The 23,531-nt window shown below is 33.5% G+C and carries 19 protein-coding genes; 16 read left to right on the top strand and 3 right to left on the bottom strand.

Annotation, left to right across the window (positions count from 1 at the left end):
• Positions 1-64: 64 nt before the first annotated feature.
• The 4 genes from rplL (at position 65) to AC37UB_RS07210 (ending at position 3,405) form a co-directional block, all read left to right on the top strand.
• Complete coding sequence (gene rplL / locus AC37UB_RS07225) at positions 65-436, top strand: 50S ribosomal protein L7/L12 (RefSeq protein ID WP_117973311.1); 372 nt, start codon at positions 65-67, stop codon at positions 434-436.
• Positions 437-573: 137 nt separating this feature from the next.
• A complete protein-coding gene (locus AC37UB_RS07220) occupies positions 574-2,040 on the top strand; it encodes a nicotinate phosphoribosyltransferase (RefSeq protein ID WP_117973310.1) in 1,467 nt (488 codons plus the stop codon).
• 18 nt (positions 2,041-2,058) lie between these two features.
• On the top strand, positions 2,059-2,523 hold the full coding sequence (locus tag AC37UB_RS07215; RefSeq protein ID WP_242093789.1) for an ASCH domain-containing protein: 465 nt from the start codon (positions 2,059-2,061) through the stop codon (positions 2,521-2,523).
• 183 nt (positions 2,524-2,706) lie between these two features.
• On the top strand, positions 2,707-3,405 hold the full coding sequence (locus AC37UB_RS07210; RefSeq protein WP_241699461.1) for a winged helix-turn-helix domain-containing protein: 699 nt from the start codon (positions 2,707-2,709) through the stop codon (positions 3,403-3,405).
• A gap of 424 nt (positions 3,406-3,829) precedes the next feature.
• Here the strand turns inward: AC37UB_RS07210 and pgmB are convergent, their stop codons facing one another.
• Entirely contained in the window at positions 3,830-4,489 is a 660-nt protein-coding gene (gene pgmB / locus AC37UB_RS07205) for a beta-phosphoglucomutase (protein ID WP_242093787.1), read from the bottom strand.
• Position 4,490: 1 nt separating this feature from the next.
• Positions 4,491-6,770: a maltose phosphorylase MdxK gene (locus tag AC37UB_RS07200; protein WP_117973306.1), complete on the bottom strand. Its 2,280-nt coding sequence runs from the start codon at positions 6,768-6,770 to the stop codon at positions 4,491-4,493.
• Positions 6,771-6,970: 200 nt separating this feature from the next.
• Between AC37UB_RS07200 and AC37UB_RS07195 the strand changes: the two genes are divergently transcribed.
• The 8 genes from AC37UB_RS07195 (at position 6,971) to AC37UB_RS07160 (ending at position 15,876) form a co-directional block, all read left to right on the top strand.
• Positions 6,971-9,142, top strand: coding sequence for a PTS transporter subunit IIBC (locus AC37UB_RS07195; RefSeq protein WP_241699458.1), 2,172 nt, complete (start codon positions 6,971-6,973; stop codon positions 9,140-9,142).
• A 15-nt stretch (positions 9,143-9,157) separates the two neighbouring features.
• A complete protein-coding gene (locus tag AC37UB_RS07190; RefSeq protein ID WP_071457512.1) occupies positions 9,158-9,985 on the top strand; it encodes an endonuclease/exonuclease/phosphatase family protein in 828 nt (275 codons plus the stop codon).
• An 18-nt stretch (positions 9,986-10,003) separates the two neighbouring features.
• Positions 10,004-11,011 (top strand): LacI family DNA-binding transcriptional regulator, encoded by a 1,008-nt coding sequence (locus tag AC37UB_RS07185; RefSeq protein WP_117973304.1) that lies wholly within the window; start codon positions 10,004-10,006, stop codon positions 11,009-11,011.
• 92 nt (positions 11,012-11,103) lie between these two features.
• Positions 11,104-11,979, top strand: a complete 876-nt coding sequence (locus AC37UB_RS07180; RefSeq protein WP_242093781.1) for an AraC family transcriptional regulator — start codon at positions 11,104-11,106, stop codon at positions 11,977-11,979.
• A 77-nt stretch (positions 11,980-12,056) separates the two neighbouring features.
• Entirely contained in the window at positions 12,057-13,136 is a 1,080-nt protein-coding gene (locus AC37UB_RS07175; protein ID WP_241699456.1) for a Gfo/Idh/MocA family protein, read from the top strand.
• An 8-nt stretch (positions 13,137-13,144) separates the two neighbouring features.
• On the top strand, positions 13,145-13,855 hold the full coding sequence (locus AC37UB_RS07170) for a ThuA domain-containing protein (RefSeq protein ID WP_242093779.1): 711 nt from the start codon (positions 13,145-13,147) through the stop codon (positions 13,853-13,855).
• A 15-nt stretch (positions 13,856-13,870) separates the two neighbouring features.
• A complete protein-coding gene (locus AC37UB_RS07165) occupies positions 13,871-14,839 on the top strand; it encodes a sugar phosphate isomerase/epimerase family protein (RefSeq protein ID WP_490685523.1) in 969 nt (322 codons plus the stop codon).
• Positions 14,840-14,850: 11 nt separating this feature from the next.
• The gene (locus tag AC37UB_RS07160; protein WP_241699454.1) at positions 14,851-15,876 is read left to right on the top strand and encodes a Gfo/Idh/MocA family protein; all 1,026 of its coding nucleotides are present in this window, start codon (positions 14,851-14,853) and stop codon (positions 15,874-15,876) included.
• A gap of 354 nt (positions 15,877-16,230) precedes the next feature.
• Here AC37UB_RS07160 and AC37UB_RS07155 read toward each other — a convergent pair whose 3' ends face one another.
• A complete protein-coding gene (locus AC37UB_RS07155; protein WP_117973298.1) occupies positions 16,231-17,187 on the bottom strand; it encodes a LacI family DNA-binding transcriptional regulator in 957 nt (318 codons plus the stop codon).
• A 190-nt stretch (positions 17,188-17,377) separates the two neighbouring features.
• On the opposite strand from AC37UB_RS07155, the gene AC37UB_RS07150 reads away from it, so the two are divergent.
• The 4 genes from AC37UB_RS07150 to AC37UB_RS07135 all read left to right on the top strand — a co-directional run bounded on the left by AC37UB_RS07150 (position 17,378) and on the right by AC37UB_RS07135 (position 23,531).
• Positions 17,378-19,018 (top strand): alpha-glucosidase, encoded by a 1,641-nt coding sequence (locus AC37UB_RS07150; RefSeq protein ID WP_490685522.1) that lies wholly within the window; start codon positions 17,378-17,380, stop codon positions 19,016-19,018.
• A 22-nt stretch (positions 19,019-19,040) separates the two neighbouring features.
• A complete protein-coding gene (locus AC37UB_RS07145; RefSeq protein ID WP_490685521.1) occupies positions 19,041-20,813 on the top strand; it encodes a glycoside hydrolase family 13 protein in 1,773 nt (590 codons plus the stop codon).
• A gap of 81 nt (positions 20,814-20,894) precedes the next feature.
• On the top strand, positions 20,895-22,154 hold the full coding sequence (locus tag AC37UB_RS07140) for an extracellular solute-binding protein (protein ID WP_117973295.1): 1,260 nt from the start codon (positions 20,895-20,897) through the stop codon (positions 22,152-22,154).
• 75 nt (positions 22,155-22,229) lie between these two features.
• Positions 22,230-23,531 carry a sugar ABC transporter permease gene (locus tag AC37UB_RS07135; RefSeq protein WP_117973294.1) on the top strand — a complete coding sequence of 434 codons (1,302 nt, stop codon included), beginning with the start codon at positions 22,230-22,232 and terminating at the stop codon, positions 23,529-23,531.

Below are 23,531 nucleotides of genomic sequence, written 5' to 3'. Positions count from 1 at the left end.
GCAGCTTAGTTTATTAAAAAATAAAAATTAAATAATCGAAAGATTTAAAATGGAGGAAAACAACATGGCATTAAACGTTGAACAAATTATTGCTGATTTAAAAGAATCAACTATTTTAGAATTAAATGATTTAGTTAAAGCTATTGAAGAAGAATTTGGTGTATCTGCTGCTGCTCCTGTAGCTGTAGCTGGTGGCGCTGCTGAAGGCGGATCTGCTGCTGAACAAACTGAATTTACTGTAGAATTAACTTCTGCTGGAGATTCAAAAGTTAAAGTAATCAAAGCAGTTCGTGAAGTAACTGGTTTAGGATTAAAAGAAGCTAAAGCATTAGTTGATGGAGCTCCATCACCAATTAAAGAAGGCGCATCTAAAGAAGAAGCTGAAGAAATCAAAGCTAAATTAGAAGAAGTTGGCGCTTCAATTACATTAAAATAATCATTTATTTTAATAATTGAGAGGAAGAGAAATCTTCCTCTTTTTTTATTGTCTCAAAAGGATAAAAGTTGAGAATTTTGTTTATAAGACGTAAAATGTAAATGATAGAATAAAAGGAAAAAGAATTGGAGAAGATGATGATTAATCGATTACATGACGATAGTTTGGCATTACACACGGATTTATATCAATTAAATATGATGAAAACATATTGGGAATTAGGACGTGATGATAGACATGCTGTATTTGAGTGCTATTTTAGAGATATGCCATTTAAAAATGGGTATGCTATTTTTGCAGGATTAGAAAGAGTGATTGATTATCTTGATAATTTAGTATTTTCTGATACAGATATTGACTATTTAAGACGAGTTACAACCTACCCTGAGGAATTTTTAACTTATTTAAAAGAATTTAAATTTAAGTGTACAGTACGATCTGCTCTAGAGGGAGAATTAGTTTTCAATAATGAACCAATATTCCAAGTAGAAGGGCCTCTTGCACAATGTCAATTGATAGAAACGGCCGTACTCAACATTATAAACTATCAAACACTGATTGCGACAAAAGCTGCGAGAATCCGTGCAGTATGTGGCGATGATTTAATTATGGAATTTGGAACACGACGAGCACAGGAACTTGATGCATCAATTTGGGGAACTAGAGCAGCTTATATAGGCGGTTTTGATTCAACAAGTAATGTTAGAGCGGGTAAAATGTTTGGTATACCTATTGCAGGAACACACGCTCATAGTTTAATTCAATCGTATTTAAATGATTATGAAGGGTTTAAAGCGTATGCTCAAACGCATAAAGATTGTGTGTTTTTAGTTGATACATACGATACATTACGTTCTGGTGTACCTAGTGCGATACGAGTAGCCAATGAAATGGGTGATAAAATTAATTTTATTGGTGTTAGAATTGATAGTGGAGACATGGCTTATATCTCCAAAAAAGTAAGAAAGCAGTTAGATGAGGCAGGATACCCAGATGTTAAAATTTATGCATCAAATGATTTAGATGAATCGACCATTCTAAATTTAAAAATGCAACGGGCAAAAATTGATGTTTGGGGGATCGGAACAAAACTCATTACAGCTTACGATCAACCAGCGCTGGGTGCGGTTTATAAAATAGTTTCTATTGAGAATGATGATGGAAAAATGGTGGATACAATCAAGTTATCAAGTAATGCAGAAAAAGTTTCAACACCTGGTAAAAAACAAGTTTGGCGAATTACTGGTAAAGATGGGAAATCTGAAGGAGATTACATCACACTTTGGACAGAAGATCCACGAAATCAAGAAGAGTTATACATGTTCCACCCAGTTCATACTTATATTAATAAAACAGTGAAAAACTTTACAGCACGTCCAGTTTTACAAGATATCTACATAGACGGTAATCGAGTGTATGAGTTGCCCACATTAGAAGAAATCAAAAAATTATCTAAAGACAATCAAGACTCATTGTGGGAAGAATACAAACGTAATTTAAACCCTCAAAAATATCCAGTTGATTTATCAACAGAGTGTTGGAATCATAAGATGACAACGATTAAAAAAGTACACGAAATGACACATAACCAATCAAAAAAATAATCATATAAGGATAATCGCATGAATAAAAAAGAAGCTGCTTTTTGGCAAAAGTTTCTTAGTCAAACAACGATTGAAAATCCAATATTCGGTGAAGCTTGGTCATTTGGAGCTACAGATGAAATGGCTGATGAATTAGCAAAGCTTGTACTAAATGGTACCAAGACAGCAACAGCTAGTGCTAAAGTTGAGTATGACTGGGAAAACGAGGCGTTACCAAAATCTAATCATCATTATGATATGTTGTTAGATGGAAGTGGAAATCCAGTAGCAGTCCTTATGACAACTAAAGTCTATATGACAAAATTTTGTGAAGTAACACCAGAACATGCCTATAAAGAAGGAGAAGGGGATTTATCACTTAAATACTGGAAACAAGTTCATTACAATTTTTGGCAAACATTATTTAAAGATATCTATAATAAAGAAGTAGATATAACAAATATGGAAGTAGTATGTGAAGAATTTGAAATAATTTATAAATAAATAAAAAAAGACATCTTTTTTTGAAAAGTTGTCTTTTTTATTATCAAATATATTTAAATGATATTTAATGTAAAATATCAATTATTTTTTTATTAAAAGTTTATTATTATTACATATGATGATTATATGCATATGCTATATGATAAACTACCAGATATTACAATGAAAAAGGGGTATATAATGGTGGAACAAAAAAGTATTTATATAAATAGTTTTGGCAGAGGGCGTTTACTTAATGACAAAGGAGAACGTATTTTACTTCGTACAAAGAAAGCATATGAATTATTTTTTTATCTTTTCCATTATAGAGAAGAGTTGGTGACTAAAGATGATCTAGTTGATATATTATTTCCAGATATGACTGGTGAGCGAGGCGGAAGTAACTTACATACAACCATTTATCAAATTAGGAAAGAGTTTGATAAACATGGTTATCCTGATATTATCGTGTATAAATCTGGAACTTATTTTATTAATGCACAAATCAAAAGTGATTGTGAAGAAGTTCAAAAAATTTTAGTGGACATGTTAACAGAAGAATCCTTGAGGAGAATATTAAAAGTTTATGATGGTCAATATTTTGAAAGAGATAACTATGAGTGGAGTGAGTACCGAAGAAATGATATTCATAGTAAGGTTATACTAGGTGTGAAAGAAGCGATATCTTTAAATAAACTTTCTAATATGGTATTAATGCAATTTTTACTTGTATTTAAAGAGGATTGTTTATGTGATTTAGAATTATTGGATAGTATTTTAGACCAATTTAATCAAAGTAGGGATAGATTAAAAGTTAAAAAGATAATAAATGATGCACAAAGATATTGGGAAATTAATATGTTGTGCACTTTACCTGAAGAAATTAGTAAAAAGTATCAATAAATGTTAATACTGTATTATGATAAATAGTCTAATAAAGGTATTGGACTATTTTTTATGCGTATTATTTTTAGTTTTATTAGACTAAAAGTAATATTTTCGTTACCGAATAAGGTAAATTTTTCATGATTGACAAGACTTGTAGCCATATGAGATATTATAAAATATTATCATATGATACATATTTTATAATATCTCATATTGTTTAAAAAGTATAAATTGCGGTATTTTCCAACAAAATGGCTTATATGATATAAAGGAACTGCTTTTTTGAATAAAATAACTAAGCTAGTTAAAAGGTTAAGTTGACTTTAAGAGCAGATAAGTTTCTTTAACGTTACGTCAAAATAGATGGTTTGAACAAGTTTTATAACAAAGAAAAAAGCTTCGAGCCTTGGGTTATTCCATGGCTCGAAGCTTTTATAGATTAGTCCACCCAATTTTTTGTTAAAAACTCATAGGTTAAGTCGTTAGTTGTTGAAACTAGTGTGATGTCTGTGCCTAAATCTTGGCTGTTACCAACACCAATTGGTAAAGCACCACTTTTTTTGATTGCTGTAATACCTGCTTTTGAGTCTTCAACCCCAATACAACTTGATATCGGACAATCAATGGCTTTTGCAGCAGCGATAAAAATATCTGGTGCAGGTTTGCCAGAAGCCACACTAGTAGGATCAACAATAGCATCAAAATAACTCGTTAATTTCATTTTTTCTAATAATAATGGGCCATTTTTACTGGCGGAGGCTAAGGCTATTTTTATATGATGTTGCTTTAATTCTTTTAGTAGGGGAAGAATTCCTGGAAAAATATCGTCTTCTGAAAAATATTGTATCATCTCAACGTAAACATCATTTTTTTTTGCAGCAAGCTCTTTAAAGGTATCGTCATCAATATCAGACCTTTTTCTACCGTGTTTCAAAATTAAGTCTAGCGAATCTTCGCGACTCACACCTTTTAATTGTTCATTAAATTCTCGGTCGATATCAATACCTAACTCCTGAGCTAAACTTTTCCATGCTCTATAATGGTATTCTGCCGTATCTGTGATGACACCATCTAAGTCAAATAGTACTCCTTGAAACATATTATTCCACTCCTTTAGTCATTAATTTAACTGTTAATGAGTCGGTTAGTGTGTGCCTATTACCATAAATTGTGACATCTAAAGGTTCACCATTTAACAAATCAATGGTAATGTTGTCTGATACACTGATATAAAGTAGGCGACCTCGATAGTTTATATGGAAAGCATAACTGTCCCATTTTGTTGGTAAGAAAGGAGCAAAACTAAGTGATTCATTGAAAACTTTCATCTGTGCAAAGCCTTGTACAATGGTCAACCAACTTCCAGTCATTGATGTGATATGTAGCCCGTCATCTGTGTCATTATTGTAGTTATCTAAGTCTAGTCTAGCAGTTCGTTGATACATTTCTACCGCTTTTTCTTCTATCCCTAATTCTGCAGCTAATATGGAATGGATACATGGAGAAAGGGATGATTCATGTACGGTCATTGGCTCATAAAATTCAAAGTTTTTACGTTTTTCTTCAATAGTAAATTGATCGTTAAAGAAATAAATTCCTTGTAGTACATCTGCTTGTTTGATAAAACAAGAGCGTAAAATTTTATCCCAAGACCAGTTTTGATTCAACGGAACATCTTTTTTATCTAAATCAGTGACAGGCATTAAATCCTTGTCTAAAAAAGTATCGTGTTGAACAAAAATGCCGAGTTCTTCATCTTTCGGTAAATACATTTTATCGATAATATCTTGCCAATGTGCTATTTCTTCTTCAGACAAGGATATAGTTGTATCGTTTTTATAAAGTTGATAATTTTCGATTGTGTAGCTTAATACCCAGCGTGCAATATAGTTTGTGTACCAGTTATTATTAATATTATTTTCATATTCATTTGGTCCAGTAACACCATGAATCATGTAAGCGTCATGACGTTTAGAAAAATGAACTCTGTCAGCCCAAAAACGTGAAATTTCAGATAATACTTCTAGTCCTTCGTGTTTCAAGTAGGAAGTGTCACCAGTATAGTTTGTGTAATTATAAATAGCATAAGCAATAGCGCCGTTTCGGTGGATTTCTTCAAAGGTGATTTCCCATTCATTGTGGCACTCAACTCCTGTAAAAGTAACCATTGGATAGAGAGCACCTTGTAGTCCTTGCTGTCTAGCATTGTGCTGTGCTTGAGGTAACTGGTTATGACGATATTTTAATAAGTTTTTCGTTACATTCGGTTCTGCTAAGGACAAATAAAGTGGAACAGCATAGGCTTCTGTATCCCAATAAGTAGCACCGCCATATTTTTCACCAGTAAATCCTTTTGGACCAATATTTAGGCGTTCGTCTTCACCATAGTAAGTTGAAAATAATTGGAATAAATTGAAGCGAATACCTTGTTGAGCTTCGTCATCACCTGTAATAACCACATCTGCTATTTCCCAACGTTTTAACCAAGCGTTTTTATGTTGAGAGATTAATTCTTCTACAGTATTTTTATTAACTTGATTTAATAAATTTCTAGCATGCTCTAATTGATTATTTTCTGCAATATCTCGGCTTGTAACGACAATCACTTTTTTATCTAATGAGATGATATCGCCAGTTTGTAATGTCGTAGTGATTATTTCTGAAGCTTCAAACTCTTTGAATTCTTTTTTAGTAGGTAAGTTTGGTTGAGATAAATCATTTTGCATGAACGTTGTCACACAGAATTCATCTATACCAAAAGGGTTGCTGATAGTTTTCGCTGTGACAAAGTTCTCACCACTTTGTCTATGTTCCCAAAACATATCATCGTAATTGCTATCTTCATTATGAACATGGTTATCTAATTTAGAGACTAATGTAATTTCGCCTGAACCTTCTAACATTTCGACAGATACGTTAACTAAAGCCAGTTCTTTAATAGTTAAGCTAAGCAAGCGTTTGAAAGAACACTTAACAGTGCAATCGTTAATAGTTACTGTAAACTGGCGTGATAGAATGCCATGTTGCATGTCTAATTCTTGATAAAAATCTGTAGGTGTTATCGTATTTAAATCAACTTTATGATTGTTAACATATATATCAACAGCAATAAAATCAATTGCATTAATGACTTTTCCAAAATAGTCAGGGTAACCATTTTTCCACCAACCAACACGTGTTTTATCAGGATACCAAACACCTGCCAAATAAGTTCCTTTGTGATTATCTCCTGAGAAACCTTCTTCAAAGTTTCCTCTTAATCCCATATAGCCATTTCCAATACTTGTTAAAGATTCTTGCAAACGGATGTCTTCTTTGTGTAATGAGTGAGTGGTTAATTTAAATGGGTTAATGTCAAACAGTCTTTTTAAATGAGTCATACTATTCCCTCCATGGATTAAAGTTGTTAATTACATGATATACGCAAACGATTGCGAAAGCAATATAAAAATAAAAATGTTTTGTTTATATTGTTTAATTATGATTTAAAAAAGTGTTTACTTTTCATAAACTGATACGTATAATATGAATTACGCAAACGATTTCATTTAAGATTAATTTAAGAAAGAGGTAAGGTACAATGAAAAAGTTACTAAGTTTTGAGTTTTGGCAAAAATTTGGAAAAGCATTAATGGTTGTGGTAGCTGTCATGCCTGCTGCTGGATTAATGATTAGTATCGGAAAAACGATTCCGATGATGTCACCAGATATGGCGTTTTTAGTAACAACAGGTGGAGTAATTGAAAATATAGGGTGGGGAATTATTGGAAATCTTCATTTATTATTTGCACTAGCAATTGGTGGTAGTTGGGCTAAAGAACGTGCAGGTGGAGCTTTTGCTGCAGGTATTTCATTTATTTTGATTAATCGCATTACTGGCTCAATTTTTGGTGTGACTTCAGAAATGCTGACAAACGATGAAGCATTTACTCACACATTATTTGGAACTAAAATCATGGTTAAAGGATTTTTCACTAGTGTACTTGAAGCACCAGCATTAAATATGGGTGTTTTTGTCGGAATTATTGCGGGATTTGTCGGAGCGATGGCTTACAATAAATACTATAATTATCGTAAATTACCAGATGCATTATCATTCTTTAATGGTAAGCGCTTTGTTCCATTTGTTGTCATACTTTGGTCAACGATTGTTTCAATTGGTTTAGCTATTGTATGGCCAGTTATTCAATCAGGCATTAATAATTTTGGTTTGTGGATTGCTCAATCACAAGAATCTGCACCAATTTTGGCACCGTTTTTATATGGAACACTTGAGAGATTATTACTACCATTTGGATTGCATCATATGTTGACCATACCAATCAACTATACTCAGTTAGGTGGAACCTATGAGATTTTATCTGGGGCACAAGCTGGAACGCTTGTCTACGGACAAGATCCTCTATGGCTTGCTTGGGCAACTGATTTATTTAACTTAAAAAATGCTGGAAATATCGAACAATATAATTATGTGTTATCAAATTGGACACCAGCTCGTTTTAAAGTAGGGCAAATGATTGGCGCATCAGGTATTTTAATGGGCTTCACTTTGGCGATGTATAAAAATGTGGATAGTGATAAGAGAAAACAATATAAATCAATGTACGTCTCAGCAGCGTTGGCAGTATTTTTAACCGGTGTTACAGAACCGTTAGAATTCATGTTTATGTTTGCAGCCGTTCCGTTGTATCTAGTGTATGCAGTGATTCAAGGAGCGGCATTTGCGATGGCCGACATCATCTCATTACGCGTCCATTCATTTGGAAATATTGAGTTATTAACAAGAACACCATTAGCCATTAAAGCAGGTTTATCACAAGATTTGATTAACTTTGTAATTTGTATTATTGTGTTTGCTATTGTTTCTTATTTTATTGCTGGATTTATGATCAAGAAATTTAATTTAGCAACACCAGGTAGAAATGGAAACTATGATGTGGATACGTCAGATAACCCAACTTCATCAGGAAGTTATGAAGGAATCTCTCCACAAATTGTATCAATCATCCAACTACTTGGTGGAAAATCAAATATTTCTGAAGTAGATGCTTGTATGACCCGTTTAAGAGTTAGTGTCAAAGATGCAGAACTTGTCGGCTCAGAACAGGAATGGAAAAAAGCAGGAGCACTTGGTTTAGTGATAAAAGATAAAGGTGTTCAGGCGATTTATGGACCAAAAGCTGATGTCATTAAATCTGATGTGCAAGATGCTTTGGATAGTGGGGTTGACATTGATTCTCTTACTGTTGATACCGTTATTAATGAGCCAAACGAACAAACAACTGTTCAAACAAATGTTACCATTCCATTTGTTTCTGTAGCAGACGGAGAAGTCATTTCGATAGAAACTGTTTCAGATGATGTGTTTTCGCAAAAAATGATGGGCGATGGTTTTGCGGTAAAACCATCGAATAGTCAAGTGGTTTCACCAGTATCTGGTGTGGTTCAGTCTATTTTTCCAACAAAACATGCCATAGGATTATTAACACCTGAAGGATTAGAAGTGTTAGTACATATGGGACTAGACACTGTAGAGATGACTAAACAAGTATTTGACGTATCAGTTAAAGAAGGTGATACTGTAAAAGCGGGTCAATTATTAGCAACAGTCGATTGGAAAACAGTTGAGAATGAAGGGAAGGGTACCACGATTGTAGTAGTTTTTACAAATACACAAGAAATTAAAACGCTCGAGTTATCAACTGTTGGTGAACATAAATCATCAGAAAAAATTGGTCAAGTATCATTATAAAGTGAGGAAAAAAAGATGAAGTGGTTAACACTAAATATACATAGTTGGATGGAAGAAGATACTGAAGAAAAGATGGATATACTGGTGCACTATATTATATCTAGTGGGTTAGATGGAGTGTCTTTACAAGAAGTCAATCAACGAATTGATGCGTTACCAGAGGAAAATCCACTTCATTTTGTTCCACCAATCAATGAAAAGACAATCATTAAACAGGATAATTATGCCTTATGCTTAGTTAAACGATTAGCTGAGTTAGGGGAAGAGTATCATTGGAGTTGGACTTATAGTCATGTGGGATATGGTATCTATGAAGAAGGTGTGGCAATTTTATCAAAAAAACCTTTACAATCACAAGCAGTGTTAGTATCATCAGTGGATAAGAAGACAGATGTAACACGACGAATGATGCTTTGTTCAAAGCTAACAGTGCAGGATAAAGAACTATTTGTAACAAGTAGTCATTATTCTTGGTGGAATGAAGAAACGAAACAAGGGTTTCAAGATGAATGGACTTTAAGCAAACTCTTTTTAGATAAATTATCTGGTTTCATCTTGCTATGTGGAGATTTTAATGGCCCTGATACGATTAAAAATGAAACATATGATTTAGTCACGAAAAGCTTTGTGGATACATTTGAATTAGCCGAACATCCAAGTGGGCGTTACACCATCCCAAAAGAGATTGATGGATGGAAACACACGAAAGAACAGTTAAGAATAGATTATATATTTGCCTCTGAACCTTGTCAGGTGAGGTCGCATGATGTTATCTTCGATGGAGAAAATTATCCATGTATTAGTGATCATTATGGTGTCGTTGTGTCGATTGATATGGAATAACTAATGGGAGAGTAGATTATGGGAGTTACAATTAAAGATGTTGCAAAAGAAGTAGGTGTTGCCCCTTCAACAGTATCGCGTGTTTTGAAAGATCATCCAAGTATTTCAGGAGAAACCAAAGAGCGCGTAAGAAAAGCGATGGATAAGTTAGGCTATGTTCCAAATATTTCAGCAAGAAACTTAGTTAGTAAACTATCTAATGCTATTGGGGTAGTCTTGCCAATTATTGAATCCAAAGAGCGAGCAAGTGAGCCGTTTTATTTAGAAGCGATTACGGCAATGAATGAAGAAGCAAGTAAACATCAAGTAAGTCTTGCTATAGCATCAGGTAATAACGAAACCGAATTACTGGAAGCAGTGACACTACTTTATTTACAAAGACGAGTGGACTCTTTTATCTTGATGTATGTAAAAGAAAATGACCTCATTTTAGACTTTTTAATTGAGAAAAATATTCCATTTACAATTATTGGACACCCATATCGTTATTATAATGACACTAGCTGTGTTGATAATGACAATCAGCTACTAGGTAGGAGTGTCACACAGTACCTTATTGATAAGGGACACAAGGATATTTTATTTGTAACAAATAATTCAACTGAAAATTTCTTTAAGGAACGTTTTTATGGGTATGAAATGTGTTTAAAAGATAATCACTTACCCTGTTATCCGGTATGTGATTTAGAAAAAAGCAATGAATTTATTCAGTTAGATACCTTGTTAAGTGAAAGGAAAATCTCAGCATGCATTGCGATTGATGATATGTTTGCTTTAAAAGTGATTCAGTTTATCCAATTGATTGGTCTAACAGTTCCTGATGATGTATCTGTTATTAGTTTTAATAATTCTATTTTTTCAACATTAATTCACCCTTATATTACGTCAGTTGATATTAATACACGTGAACTAGCAAAGTCAGCTGTACTGGAGTGTCTAAACCAAGTCAATTATCCGGATGAGTTGAAAAAAAGAGTGATTATTCCACACAAATTAATTGAACGAGAAAGTGTCATAGACTATTAATAAAAAAATTCACCACATTCTTTTTAGAATATTGGTGGATTTTTTTATATAATACAAGAAAGACAACTTGAGATAATTAGGGAGGGAAGATAATGAGTTTATATTTAGAAATACCAGAATGGGATAATAGCCTACCTTTTAGGGCATTTGAAAACCAAGGAGAGATTGTTGTACCACCACATTGGCACAAAGAAATTGAGATGATATATGTGACAAAAGGGCTAGTCAATATTGGGTATGATAATCAATTATTTCAAGTACAAGAGGGAGAAATTTTTATGTTTGGTAGTGGTGAATCTCATTATTTTTTAGCTTCACCAGGCAGTACACGGATTGTTTATCAATTTGATTTAGCAGTTTTTCAAAATTATTTAGTAAATCAATCAGATTATAAAGACATTGTCACGCTATTTGAAAAAGCGGAAAATCTTAGTCGGTTTTGGGGGAACGACGTCGAGCAAGAGATGAGAAGTCTTGTAGAAAAATTATTTAAAGAAGTACAGCAAAAAAAGTTGGGCTATGATTATGCTATATTAAGTTTGTTGCATCAACTATTGGTCTTCTATTATCGTGAGATTCCTCAAAAAAATCGTACTCTCAAAGAAGGAAATTTTGTCGAATCCACTCTTCAAAAACAGACATTGGAAAGACTGAATGATGTCTTTATCTACATAGAAAATCATTTTCAAGAGGTGATTACACTAGAGGATGTTGCCAAATATGTAGGATTTAGCCCATATTATTTTTCACGTTTTTTTAAGAAAAATACAGGGCAAAATTTTAGTCAATTCCTGACAGAGTACCGATTAAATCAAGCTAAATATATTCTTTCCCATGAAAATATTCCAATGATAGAAGTGGCAGAACGTTCAGGATTTAATAGTGTTAAAACCTTTCATCATGTATTCAAAGAACATGTTGGACTATCCCCTTTAAAATATCAAAAGACAATATATGGGAATAATTGACCAAAATAACAGGAAGAAAACCTTATCATTTTTTTGTATGATGAATCTATCAACAAGAAAACGATGGAGGTTTTTTTATGACATTAAAAGTAGGGATTATTGGTTGTGGTGGTATTGCTAATGGAAAACATATGCCAGCACTAAGCAAAGTAGAAGAAGTTGAAATGGTCGCATTTTGTGATGTGATAGTGGAACGTGCTGAAAAAGCAAAAGTAGAGTATGGGACGATGGATGCAATTGTGTATCAAGATTATCATGAGTTATTAGCAGATAAAAGTATCGATGTGGTACACGTTTGTACACCAAATAATTCTCATGCGGGAATTTCCATCGCTGCAATGAAAGCGAATAAACATGTGATGTGTGAAAAACCAATGGCTAAAACAAGTCAGGAAGCAAGAGCCATGTTAGAAGCAGCGAAAGAAACAGGAAAGAAATTAACAATAGGGTATCAAAATCGCTTTACAACAGCTGCTAACTATTTACATCAAGTATGTGAAGAAGGCGAGTTGGGAGATATTTATTATGGAAAAGCACATGCGATTCGTCGCCGTGCGGTACCAACTTGGGGAGTATTCCTTGATGAAGAGGCACAAGGCGGAGGTCCATTGATTGATATTGGGACACATGCACTAGATTTAACCTTGTGGATGATGAATAATTATAAACCGAAATATGTGGTAGGAAATACCTATCATAAACTGTCACCAACAAAAAATGCAGCCAATGCATGGGGACCTTGGGATCCAGAAAAATTTACTGTAGAAGACTCAGCATTTGGTTTTATTACGATGGAAGATGGCGCAACGATTTCTTTAGAATCAAGTTGGGCATTAAATAGTCGTCAAATAGGAGAAGCCAAAACCAGTTTATCTGGCACAAAAGGTGGGGCAGATATGTTTGATGGCTTGACTATTAATGGTGAGGATCATGGTTTACTATATGAAAAACACATTGAATTAGAAACAGGTGGCGTTGATTTTTATGATGGTGAAGGAAATGACCCAGCTTTTTTAGAAGCACAATCTTGGGTACAAGCAATTATAAATGACACAGAACCAGTTGTTTTACCAGAACAAGCCTTAGTTGTCACAGAAATTTTAGAAGCGATTTACCAGTCTTCAAAAACTGGCGAGCCAGTATATCTTAATAAGTAGGTGAAAAAATGATTCACGTAACAGTGTGGAATGAATACAGACATGAAAAGACAGATGAAGAGGTAAAAAAAGTTTACCCAGAAGGCATTCATAACCAATTAGCTTCTTTCTTAGAAGAAGAGTTTGACGTTAAAACAGCGACACTTGATGAACCAGAACACGGTTTAACAGAAGGTGTACTGAATAACACAGATGTATTGGTTTGGTGGGGACATATTGCTCATGATGAAGTGAGTGATGAAATTGTTCAACGTGTGCATCAACGTGTCCTACAAGGGATGGGATTGATTGTACTCCATTCAGGGCATATGTCTAAAATTTTTATGTCGTTAATGGGAACGTCATGTGATTTAAAGTGGCGTGAAGCAGATGAAACCTGTCGTATTTGGAATGTTAATCCTAGTCATCCTATTCTAGAAGGGGTTGGTGAATACATTGAACTAGAAAAAGAAGAAATGTATGGCGAACATTTTGATATACCAGCACCTGATGAATTGATTTTTGTGAATTGGTATAAAGGTGGCGAAGTATTTAGAGGTGGCTGTACGTTTAGACGTGGAAACGGTAAAATTTTCTATTTCCAACCTGGGCATGAAACGTATCCATCATATTACAACGAACAAGTTCAACTAGTGATTAAAAATGCAGTGAAGTGGTGTCAGCCAATGGATAGCACCTACCCAACATATGGACATCATGAACCATTAGAAGAGTTATAAAAGGAGGAAACAAACATGAAATTAGGCGTTTTTACCCCATTATTTAACAATTTATCATTTGATGAGATGATTGAAAAAGTAGCAGAGCAAGGGTTACAAATGGTTGAGATTGGAACAGGTGGCTCTCCAGGAAGCGCGCACTGTGATGTGGATGCGTTACTCGCCAGTAGTGATAAACGAAAAGAATACCAAGCAAAATTAAATGATAAAGGATTAGAAATTAGTGCCTTTAGTGCGCATCATAATCCTATTTCACCAACACCTGCAGAAGCAAAAGAAGCGGACGAACTATTAAGAAAAACAATTAAGTTAGCATCTCTAATGAATGTACCAGTGGTAAATGGATTCTCTGGTGTTGGTGGAGGAAACGAAACAGATACATCTGTGAACTGGCCTGTTTTACCATGGCCAACAGATTACACAGATATCTATCATTATCAGTGGGAGACTAAATTAATCCCTTACTGGAAAGATATCAATCACGAATGCCAAGTAGCTGGAGTGAAAATTGGGATTGAACTTCATGGTGGGTTTTTAGCTCATACACCATACACTATGTTGAAATTACGTGATGCAGCTGGGGTCAATATTGGGTGTAATTTGGATCCTTCTCATTTATGGTGGCAAGGAATTGAACCAGTTAGTGCGATTAAAATTTTAGGAAAAGAAAATGCGATTCATCATTTTCATGCAAAAGATACTTACCTAGATCAAGATAACATGAATATGTATGGTGTGACAGATATGCAACCTTATACAAACGTTCAATCAAGAGCATGGACATTTAGATCAGTAGGATGTGGTCATAGTTTACAAGATTGGTCAGATATAGTTAGCGCGTTGCGTTTATATGGTTACGATTATGTGTTAAGTATCGAACACGAAGACCCGTTGATGTCGATTGATGAAGGTTTCTCACGTGCAGTGACGAATCTTAAGTCAATTATGATTCATGATAAACCAACTGACATGTGGTGGGCATAGGAGGTCGTCAAATGCTTAATATAGGAATTATTGGGTATGGTGGTATGGGAAGCTACCATCACCGGGAATTAATAAAAAAAGAAGACGGGATACAAGTAGTCGGTGCGTATGATATAAAAAAAGAACGTTTAGACGCAGCAAAAAATGCAGGACTAACAAGTTATGAATCATTAGAAGCGTTATTATCAGATAATACGATTGATGCAGTATTGATTGCGACACCTAATGATGTCCATAAAGAGTTGTCTATCCAAGCGATGACAAGTGGAAAACACGTGATTTGTGAGAAACCAGCTATGATGTCAACCAAAGAATTAGATGATGTAATTAAAGTGTCAAAAGAAACGGGTCAAGTGTTTATGGTACACCAAAACAGACGCTGGGATAATGACTTTTTAATCATTCAAGATATGTATCAAAAGAAACCGATTGGTGAGTTATTTCAAATTGAGTCACGTGTTCATGGAGCGAATGGCATTCCAGGAGATTGGCGTCATTTAGAAAAACATGGTGGGGGCATGTTGCTTGATTGGGGCGTTCATTTACTGGATCAGCTTCTTTTTATGGTAGATAGTCCAGTAAAAGAGGTGTCCGCTGATTTAAGCTATATCTTGGGTGACGAAGTGGATGATGGATTTATTGCATACATCACGTTTGAGAATGGTGTCAAAGCATTAGTTGAAGTTGGCACAACTAATTTTGTGAAATTACCACGTTGGTATGTCAAAGGCCTTGAAGGAACGGCTGTCATTGACGATTGGGATTTGTCGGGTAAAATAGTGAAACAAACCGGTGTGATTGATCATCACAATTTAGTGCCAATTAAAGCAGGACAAGGATTAACTAAAACAATGTCGCCTCCTTCTGAAGATGCGACAACGACGTTACCAATTATCGAAGTTGAAGCTGATTATGATGGATTTTATCAAAACTTCTATGATGTCGTTGTTAATAATGCAACACCAATTGTAAAAAATGACGAAGTAAGAAATGTCTTAGCACTGATTGAAAGAATTTTCGAAGTGGCTAAAATCTAAAGTATGAAAAACGAGTAAATGGGTTTAAATCCATTTATTGGTCTTTTAACATAGTTAATTGTAATAGAATGATATTTAAATATCTTTTACTTTATTATCTTATTATTAAATCTATTTCATCACGTCTAATTTTTGTATAATAGGAAGCCAAGCACATTTATGTGCTTTTAGTGAAACAGCATATGGTTTGACAAATGAACCAAAAGAATTGTTTGTGGTAGAAGGAGTGAATCATGTTGATTTATACGACAAGGAAGAATTGATTTCTTTTGAAAAATTAGTGTGGTTTTTTACTGAACTTTAATATCATAGAGAGTAAAAACATTCCATTGAAAAATTAATGGAATGTTTTTATTATAGTTTCTCCATGGTCGTACCTTTAATAACAAGAGTTGGATTGAAAAGTTCATTTCCTTGAGGTGCTCCATCTTGTTTGATTTTATTAAGAATCATTGTCGCACAAGCCATTCCCATCTCAATGACAGGCTGCTTAATAGTAGTTAGTTGTGGATGAGCAATTTGATCTAAAAATACTCCGTCAAAACCGATGATACCATAGTCATCAGGTAATTTTTCTCCTTTATTTTGTATTCCTCTTTCAATCCCAATAGCTAATCTATCCGAGCTGCAAATAAAGGCAGTTTTTTTAGGGAAACGGTGAATATTTTTTGTAATAAAGTCAAAAGTATATCGTGAGCGATTATCGAAACGATATATTTTTGGTATCATTTTGTATTTTTGCATGGTGTTGATATATCCTGCTTCACGAGAATACTCAAAGGATTCTTTAACGTCGATGCCAATGTATACAATATTGGTATATCCCATATCTATTGCATATTCGGTAGCATAAGTCGTTCCTAAAGAATTATCGGTGTCTACATAATCATACCCGTAACGGTTTTCACCAAACAGAACAAATGGTTTTTCAAGCCGTTCAATCCACTCAGAGTGCTTTTCTCTCATACCTGTTATGATATAGCCATCACTTTGTCCTAAATCAAAACTATTTTGAGTGATTAATTGTAAAGAGTATTGGTTTTGGTCTAAGGTTTTTGAAATTCCCATTAATAGGTTCATATAATAAGGTTCTGTGGTATCAATCTCTTCTAGTATGAAGAATTTAATGACTTGTGTTCTATTATTAACTAATGCTTTAGCTGCAGCATTTGGTTTATAATTTAAGTCTTTCATTGCTTGAAAGACAAGTTCTTTTAATTCGTCTGTTACTTTTTCTGGGTGATTTATGACTCTTGAAACTGTCATGTTTGAAACATTTGCTTTTCGAGCAACATCAGATAAAGTTACCATAAACGTCGTACACTCCTTTACAAGGTTCTCTTAATTATAATTATACCTGTATTCGTATAATTTTCATCATATATTTTTAAATACCCTTATCCTAGTGTTACTATATCAATAATGTTAACGCTAACACTATTTTTGTGCTTGTATGTTAGTGTAACATTTTCTAGACTGATGTTAGATAAGGAGGGAGAGCATGCAAAAAAATTGGTGGCAGGAAGCAATTATTTATCAGGTGTATCCCAAGAGCTTTAAAGATACTAATGGAGATGGTATAGGTGATATTAAAGGGATTACTTCATCATTAGATTATATTAAAAGTATTGGGGTTAATACAATTTGGATAAACCCAATTTTTGTTTCACCACAAATTGATAACGGTTACGATATTTCTAATTTTTATGCGATTGATGATATTTTTGGAAATGTCGATGATGTAGAAATGTTAATAGAAGAAGCTCATAAACGAGAAATAAAAATAATTTTTGATTTGGTATTAAATCACACATCATCAAAGCACCCATGGTTTCAAGAAGCTTTAAAAGGAAAAGATAATATTTACCGGGATTATTATATATGGGAAGATGCAGGTATCAATGGTGAAGAGCCAAATAATTGGGCCTCTTTTTTTGGCGGATCAGTATGGGAAAAGGATAAATTGAGTCATCAATATTATTTTCATCTTTTTGATAAAGAAATGCCAGATTTAAACTGGGAAAACCTAGAAGTTCAAAAAGCAATGTTAGATATAGCTAAGTATTGGATAAGTAAAGGCATAGATGGTTTTAGGTTAGATGCGTTTATTCATATAGCTAAAGCTGATTTTAATCAACAAAAAGAAACTAATAATTGTGAACCTGTGATAGCCGAAGAATACTATGCAAATTTACCAAAGGTTAAACACTATTTATCTCATTTTGTTAGAGAAATAAAAAAAATAAAACCAGATGTTTTTATTTTAGGTGAAGCTGCATCAGCAACGCCGATTATAGGTAAAGATTATATTTCGGAAAACTTATGTAGCACCATTATTTCATTTGATCATTTTAGAGAAACAAGTCATTCCGAAAAAGAGAGTCATTTGCCTACTTCCTTAGATTTTATTTCTTTTAAAGAATCAATTTATAAATGGCAAAATGAATTATCGGATGAGCAAAAGCCTACTCTTTATTGGAATAATCACGATATGCCCCGTGTGTTGTCACGATTTGGTAACACTAGTTTTTATAGGAACGAAAGTGCTAAGTCGTTTGCAACGGTGATGTATTTATTAAAAGGGATACCTATTATTTATTATGGGGAAGAAATAGGGATGAAAAACTTGGACATTCCAACAATTGACTTCTTTGAAGATAAAAAAATAGTTGAAGAATATCAGTTCCTGATAACGCAAGGATATAAACCAAAGGAAGTATTAAGAAGTTTAGCCGAAAAACATAAAGAAGTTAGTCGAGGTTGTATGCAGTGGGATTCAACAGAATATGCTGATTTTTCATCAGTTTCTCCGTGGAACAGTGTCAATCAAGAAGACGGTTTTAACGTGTCGGAGCAAGAAAAAGATGATCATAGTATATTAAATTTTTACAGACAGTTACTTGAATTAAAAAAGACTCCGCTATTCCAAGAAGGACACGTAAATTTTTTGGATACACCTCCTGAGATTATAGCTTATAAAAGATTTTACAAAAGTGAAGAAGCAATAGTTATAGCTAATTTATCAGATAAACAAATAAACGATATCGACATCGTTATTCCAAGTACATCAAAGATTTTATTAGGTAGTTTGGAGAATGCAAAACAGATAGCATCATATGAATTTGTTGTATATAAAACTTAAAACATATAGGAGAGATTATAAGATGGAAAAAGCAGCTTTATATCACAGACCTGAAAGTGAGTATGCTTATTTATATGATAAAGATACTATGCATATTCGGTTAAGAACCAAAAGAAACGATGTATCTAATGTAAAACTTATTAGTGGAGACCCGTATTTAATTCATGAAACTAAATGGTATAACCATTCAGAAAACATGCAAATAATGGCGCAAACAGAAGATTATGATTATTGGTTTATTGAAAAAACAGCCGGTTTTAAGCGGTTACAGTATGCGTTTGAGCTAACTGATAATAAAGAGCGTGTATTTTACGGTGATAGAGGGTTATTTGAAATGACTGAGCAGGCACGTATGAAAGCGGAAAATTATTTTAGGTTACCGTATTTTCATGATATAGATAGAGTTAAGACGCCAGAATGGGTTAAGAAAACTGTTTGGTATCAAATATTCCCTGAACGATTTGATAATGGTGATACAACAAATGATCCAGATAATGTTTTGGAATGGGGCTCAAAAAATCCTGATCGTGATGATTTTTTTGGAGGAGACTTACAAGGTGTGATTAATCGCTTGGACCATTTAGTAGACCTAGGAATTAATGGTATTTATTTCTGTCCAATTTTTAAAGCAAGCTCAAATCACAAATATGATACAATCGACTATTTTGAGATTGACCCTCAATTTGGTACAAAAGAACTTTTTAAAGAATTAGTTGAAAAAGCACACGAAAAAGGAATAAAAATTATGTTGGATGCTGTGTTTAATCACACAGGATATTATTCGAAAGAATGGTTGGATGTTGTAGAAAATGGAGAAAAGTCTAAATATAAAGATTGGTTCCATATTAATCGTTATCCGGTAGAATTCGGAAAAAATGGTAATTTTGAGGGAGCAACAACAATTGCTTATGACACTTTTGCTTTTACACCTCGCATGCCAAAATTAAATACAGCTAATCCAGAAGTAAGAGAGTATCTATTAAAAATAGCTAAGTATTGGATAGAAGAATTTGACATAGATGCATGGCGATTAGATGTTGCTAATGAGGTAGATCATCATTTTTGGAAAGCTTTCTATCATGAAACAACTTCTTTAAAAGAAGATTTCTATATACTAGGAGAGATTTGGCATTCTTCTCAAAGTTGGTTAAACGGTGATGAATTCCATGCTGTAATGAATTATGCCTATACGGAAACAATTATAAATTATTTTGTTAAAAAAGATATTAGTTCAACTAAGTTAGCAAGTGGATTGTACGAACAATTGATGTTATATCGAAATCAAATTAATCAAGTAATGTTTAATTGTTTAGATTCACATGATACAACAAGAGTATTGACATTATGTAATGGCGATAAAGATTTAGCAAAAATGACATTAGCTTTTACGTTTTTGCAACAAGGCTCACCATGTATTTATTATGGAACAGAGTATGCGATGGAAGGAGAAAATGACCCTGATTGCCGTCGATGTATGGTTTGGGAAGAGGACAAACAAGATAAAGAATTTTATGAGTTTATAAAAGAGTTGATACAACTTAGACATAACGAGCAACATATTATAAGTTATGGTTCCTTAGATTTTAATCTATTGGATAATGAGAAAAATATTGTTGGTTTCAAACGAGTATTAGATAACCAAGAACTGATTGCAATTTTTAATAACAGTTTGACGGAAAACATTGGTTTAGATAATAAAGAAAATGTGATATTTAGTCAGAATATTATATTAAATTCAGAAAAAATCATTATTAAACCTAAAGGGTTTGTCGTGTATAAAAAATGTTACCGATAACAATAAAAAAGCGTTTGCAATAAGTTGTGTAACAACATAATCTAAGAATGTAGTTAGTTGAAATATAGGGGGATAATTTAGATGAATAAGATGAAAAAAATCGGATTAGGCTTATTAACTTTAAGTGCAGTAGTGGCTTTAACTGCATGTGGTGGGAGTAAAACAAGTAAAAAGGAAGCGGAAAGTAGTAGTGACACACTGACAGTCTCAGTAGATAAAGGGTATATAAAGTATCTAGAAAAAGTTAAAGGTAACTTTGAAAAAGAGAATGATATTAAGATTAAATTAGTTGAGAAAGACATGTTTGATCAGTTAGATGCGTTATCTTTAGATGGTCCTGCTGGAAAAGCACCTGATGTTATGATGTCAGCATATGATCGCTTAGGGCCATTAGGACAACAAGGACATATTGCAGAAGTTAAGTTATCTGAAGATAGTCATTACAATGATAAAGATAAACAACAAGTAACAGTTGATGGAAAATATTATGGGTCACCAGCCGTTATTGAAACGTTGATTATGTATTACAACAAAGCATTAATTGATGAAGCGCCAACAACTTTTGAACAATTAGAAGAAATGTCTAAAGATGATAAATTTGCGTTCGAAGGTGAAAAAGGAAAAAATGTTGCGTTTTTAGCAAAATGGACAGATTTCTATAGTGCATATGGTTTATTAGCAGGATATGGTGGATATGTATTTGGTGACAATGGAACAAATCCTGAAGATGTTGGTTTAGCAAGTAAAGGTTCTATTGAGGGAATCGAATATGCGACTAAATGGTACCAAGATGTTTGGCCCAAAGGAATGATGGATATTAAGAGCGCTGGAGATTTCATTGATAACCAATTTATCAATGGGAAAACAGCTGTTGTAATCAATGGGCCATGGGCAGCGCAAGGGTATACAGAATCAAATGTAGAATATGGTGCAGCAAAAATTGCCAAGTTACCTAATGGAAAAGATTACGAACCATTTGGTGGAGGAAAAGCTTGGGTAGTAAGTAACTATTCAAAAAATAAAGAATTAAGTCAAAAATTTGTTGATTACTTAACGAATGTAGATAATCAAAAAGTATTTTATGATATGACAAAAGAAGTACCAGCTAACAATGAAGCAAGAGAATATGCTAAAACAAAAAATGACTCTATCACAACTGCTGTAATTGAGCAGTATGAATCTGCAAGTCCAATGCCAAATATTCCTGAAATGGCTGAAGTTTGGACAGGAGGAGAAAACTTAATGTTTGATGCAGCATCTGGAGAAATGACTCCTAAAGAAGCTGCTGAAGCGGCTGTTAAAATTATTAATGATAATATTTCACAAAAATACAGTGAATAGGCAATGACTAATATAAACAGCGAAAGAGATTCTTTTGCTGTTTTATTTATACTAATGAAGGTAGGGGAGAGAGCCATGAAGGATGAAGAAAAGCAGTCTACAGTAAAAAAAGCAATGTTATTGTCATTGATACCTGGTTTAGGCCAATGTTATAACAAACAGGTATTTAAAGGTATTATATTCTTAATTATTTTTGTGTTGTTTGTTGTCGAATTTATATTTTTTGGTTTTAGTGCACTTCAAGGATTTATTACATTAGGAACTGAACCCATAGTAGATCATTCATTATTTATGTTAATTGAAGGAACCTTACAATTAATTATAACGTTTCTATTTATTGTATTTTATGTTTTAAATATCAAGGATGCTAAAACAATTGCCACTCGTTGGCAAAAAGGAGAAAAAGTTAATACAACAGCAAAATCAATTATTCTAAATGTGTTTGACGAGGGATTTCCATACATTTTAACGTTACCTGCTTATATCGTGATGACTATTTCGATTATTTTTCCAGTTTTGGTAACCTTGTTCATGGCATTTACAAATTATGATTTTAAACATATCCCACCAGCGGGCTTAATTGACTGGATTGGTTTTAAAAACTTTTTTAGTATTTTCTTTTTGAGTTCTTACAGAGAAACATTTGTTTCTGTTTTAGCTTGGACACTTATCTGGACTATTTGTGCCTCAACGTTACAAATTGTTTTAGGCGTTGCGACAGCAGTAATTAGTAATCAGCCATTTATAAAAGGAAAGCGTCTGTTTGGTGTCATTTTCCTTTTACCATGGGCAGTACCAGCATTTATCACCATTATGAGTTTTTCAAATATTTTTAATGATAGTATCGGGGCAATCAACACACAAATTTTACCATTATTAAATCATTTACCATTGATTGATATTTCGCCTATAGCATGGAAAACAGATCCATTTTGGACAAAAACAGCCATTATTATGATACAAGGATGGTTGGGATTCCCATATATTTACGTTATGACAACAGGTATCCTACAATCAATACCTGGTGAATTATACGAAGCAGCCAAAATAGATGGCGCAAATGCTTTACAACGTTTTAGAACGATTACATTACCAATGATTTTATTTGTGGCAGCTCCAATTTTTGTCACACAATATACTGGTAACTTTAATAATTTCTCTATGATTTATTTGTTCAATAATGGAGGACCAGGAAGTGTTGGTGGGGGAGCTGGCTCAACAGATATCCTAATTTCTTGGATTTATAAATTAACAACAGGAAATGCACCACAATATTCTGTTGCTGCAGCGATTACACTGATCATTTCATTTATTGTTATTAGTGTGTCACTTATCGTATTTAAGAAAACAAAAGCCTTTGATATGGAGGGAATGTAA

The organism is Vagococcus changpingensis (assembly GCF_058211775.1).
Note: the sequence above shows the minus strand (reverse complement) of the source record. Positions and strands in the feature narration are given on the sequence as shown.

What these genes read in the sequence shown, in the direction of transcription:
- rplL (WP_117973311.1), top strand. Translation starts at nt 65, where the DNA reads ATGGCATTAAACGTTGAACAAATTATTGCTGATTTAAAAGAATCAACT.
- AC37UB_RS07220 (WP_117973310.1), top strand. Translation starts at nt 574, where the DNA reads ATGATTAATCGATTACATGACGATAGTTTGGCATTACACACGGATTTA.
- AC37UB_RS07215 (WP_242093789.1), top strand. Translation starts at nt 2,059, where the DNA reads ATGAATAAAAAAGAAGCTGCTTTTTGGCAAAAGTTTCTTAGTCAAACA.
- pgmB (WP_242093787.1), bottom strand. Translation starts at nt 4,489, where the DNA reads ATGTTTCAAGGAGTACTATTTGACTTAGATGGTGTCATCACAGATACG.
- AC37UB_RS07200 (WP_117973306.1), bottom strand. Translation starts at nt 6,770, where the DNA reads ATGACTCATTTAAAAAGACTGTTTGACATTAACCCATTTAAATTAACC.
- AC37UB_RS07195 (WP_241699458.1), top strand. Translation starts at nt 6,971, where the DNA reads ATGAAAAAGTTACTAAGTTTTGAGTTTTGGCAAAAATTTGGAAAAGCA.
- AC37UB_RS07190 (WP_071457512.1), top strand. Translation starts at nt 9,158, where the DNA reads ATGAAGTGGTTAACACTAAATATACATAGTTGGATGGAAGAAGATACT.
- AC37UB_RS07185 (WP_117973304.1), top strand. Translation starts at nt 10,004, where the DNA reads ATGGGAGTTACAATTAAAGATGTTGCAAAAGAAGTAGGTGTTGCCCCT.
- AC37UB_RS07180 (WP_242093781.1), top strand. Translation starts at nt 11,104, where the DNA reads ATGAGTTTATATTTAGAAATACCAGAATGGGATAATAGCCTACCTTTT.
- AC37UB_RS07175 (WP_241699456.1), top strand. Translation starts at nt 12,057, where the DNA reads ATGACATTAAAAGTAGGGATTATTGGTTGTGGTGGTATTGCTAATGGA.
- AC37UB_RS07170 (WP_242093779.1), top strand. Translation starts at nt 13,145, where the DNA reads ATGATTCACGTAACAGTGTGGAATGAATACAGACATGAAAAGACAGAT.
- AC37UB_RS07165 (WP_490685523.1), top strand. Translation starts at nt 13,871, where the DNA reads ATGAAATTAGGCGTTTTTACCCCATTATTTAACAATTTATCATTTGAT.
- AC37UB_RS07160 (WP_241699454.1), top strand. Translation starts at nt 14,851, where the DNA reads ATGCTTAATATAGGAATTATTGGGTATGGTGGTATGGGAAGCTACCAT.
- AC37UB_RS07155 (WP_117973298.1), bottom strand. Translation starts at nt 17,187, where the DNA reads ATGGTAACTTTATCTGATGTTGCTCGAAAAGCAAATGTTTCAAACATG.
- AC37UB_RS07150 (WP_490685522.1), top strand. Translation starts at nt 17,378, where the DNA reads ATGCAAAAAAATTGGTGGCAGGAAGCAATTATTTATCAGGTGTATCCC.
- AC37UB_RS07145 (WP_490685521.1), top strand. Translation starts at nt 19,041, where the DNA reads ATGGAAAAAGCAGCTTTATATCACAGACCTGAAAGTGAGTATGCTTAT.
- AC37UB_RS07140 (WP_117973295.1), top strand. Translation starts at nt 20,895, where the DNA reads ATGAATAAGATGAAAAAAATCGGATTAGGCTTATTAACTTTAAGTGCA.
- AC37UB_RS07135 (WP_117973294.1), top strand. Translation starts at nt 22,230, where the DNA reads ATGAAGGATGAAGAAAAGCAGTCTACAGTAAAAAAAGCAATGTTATTG.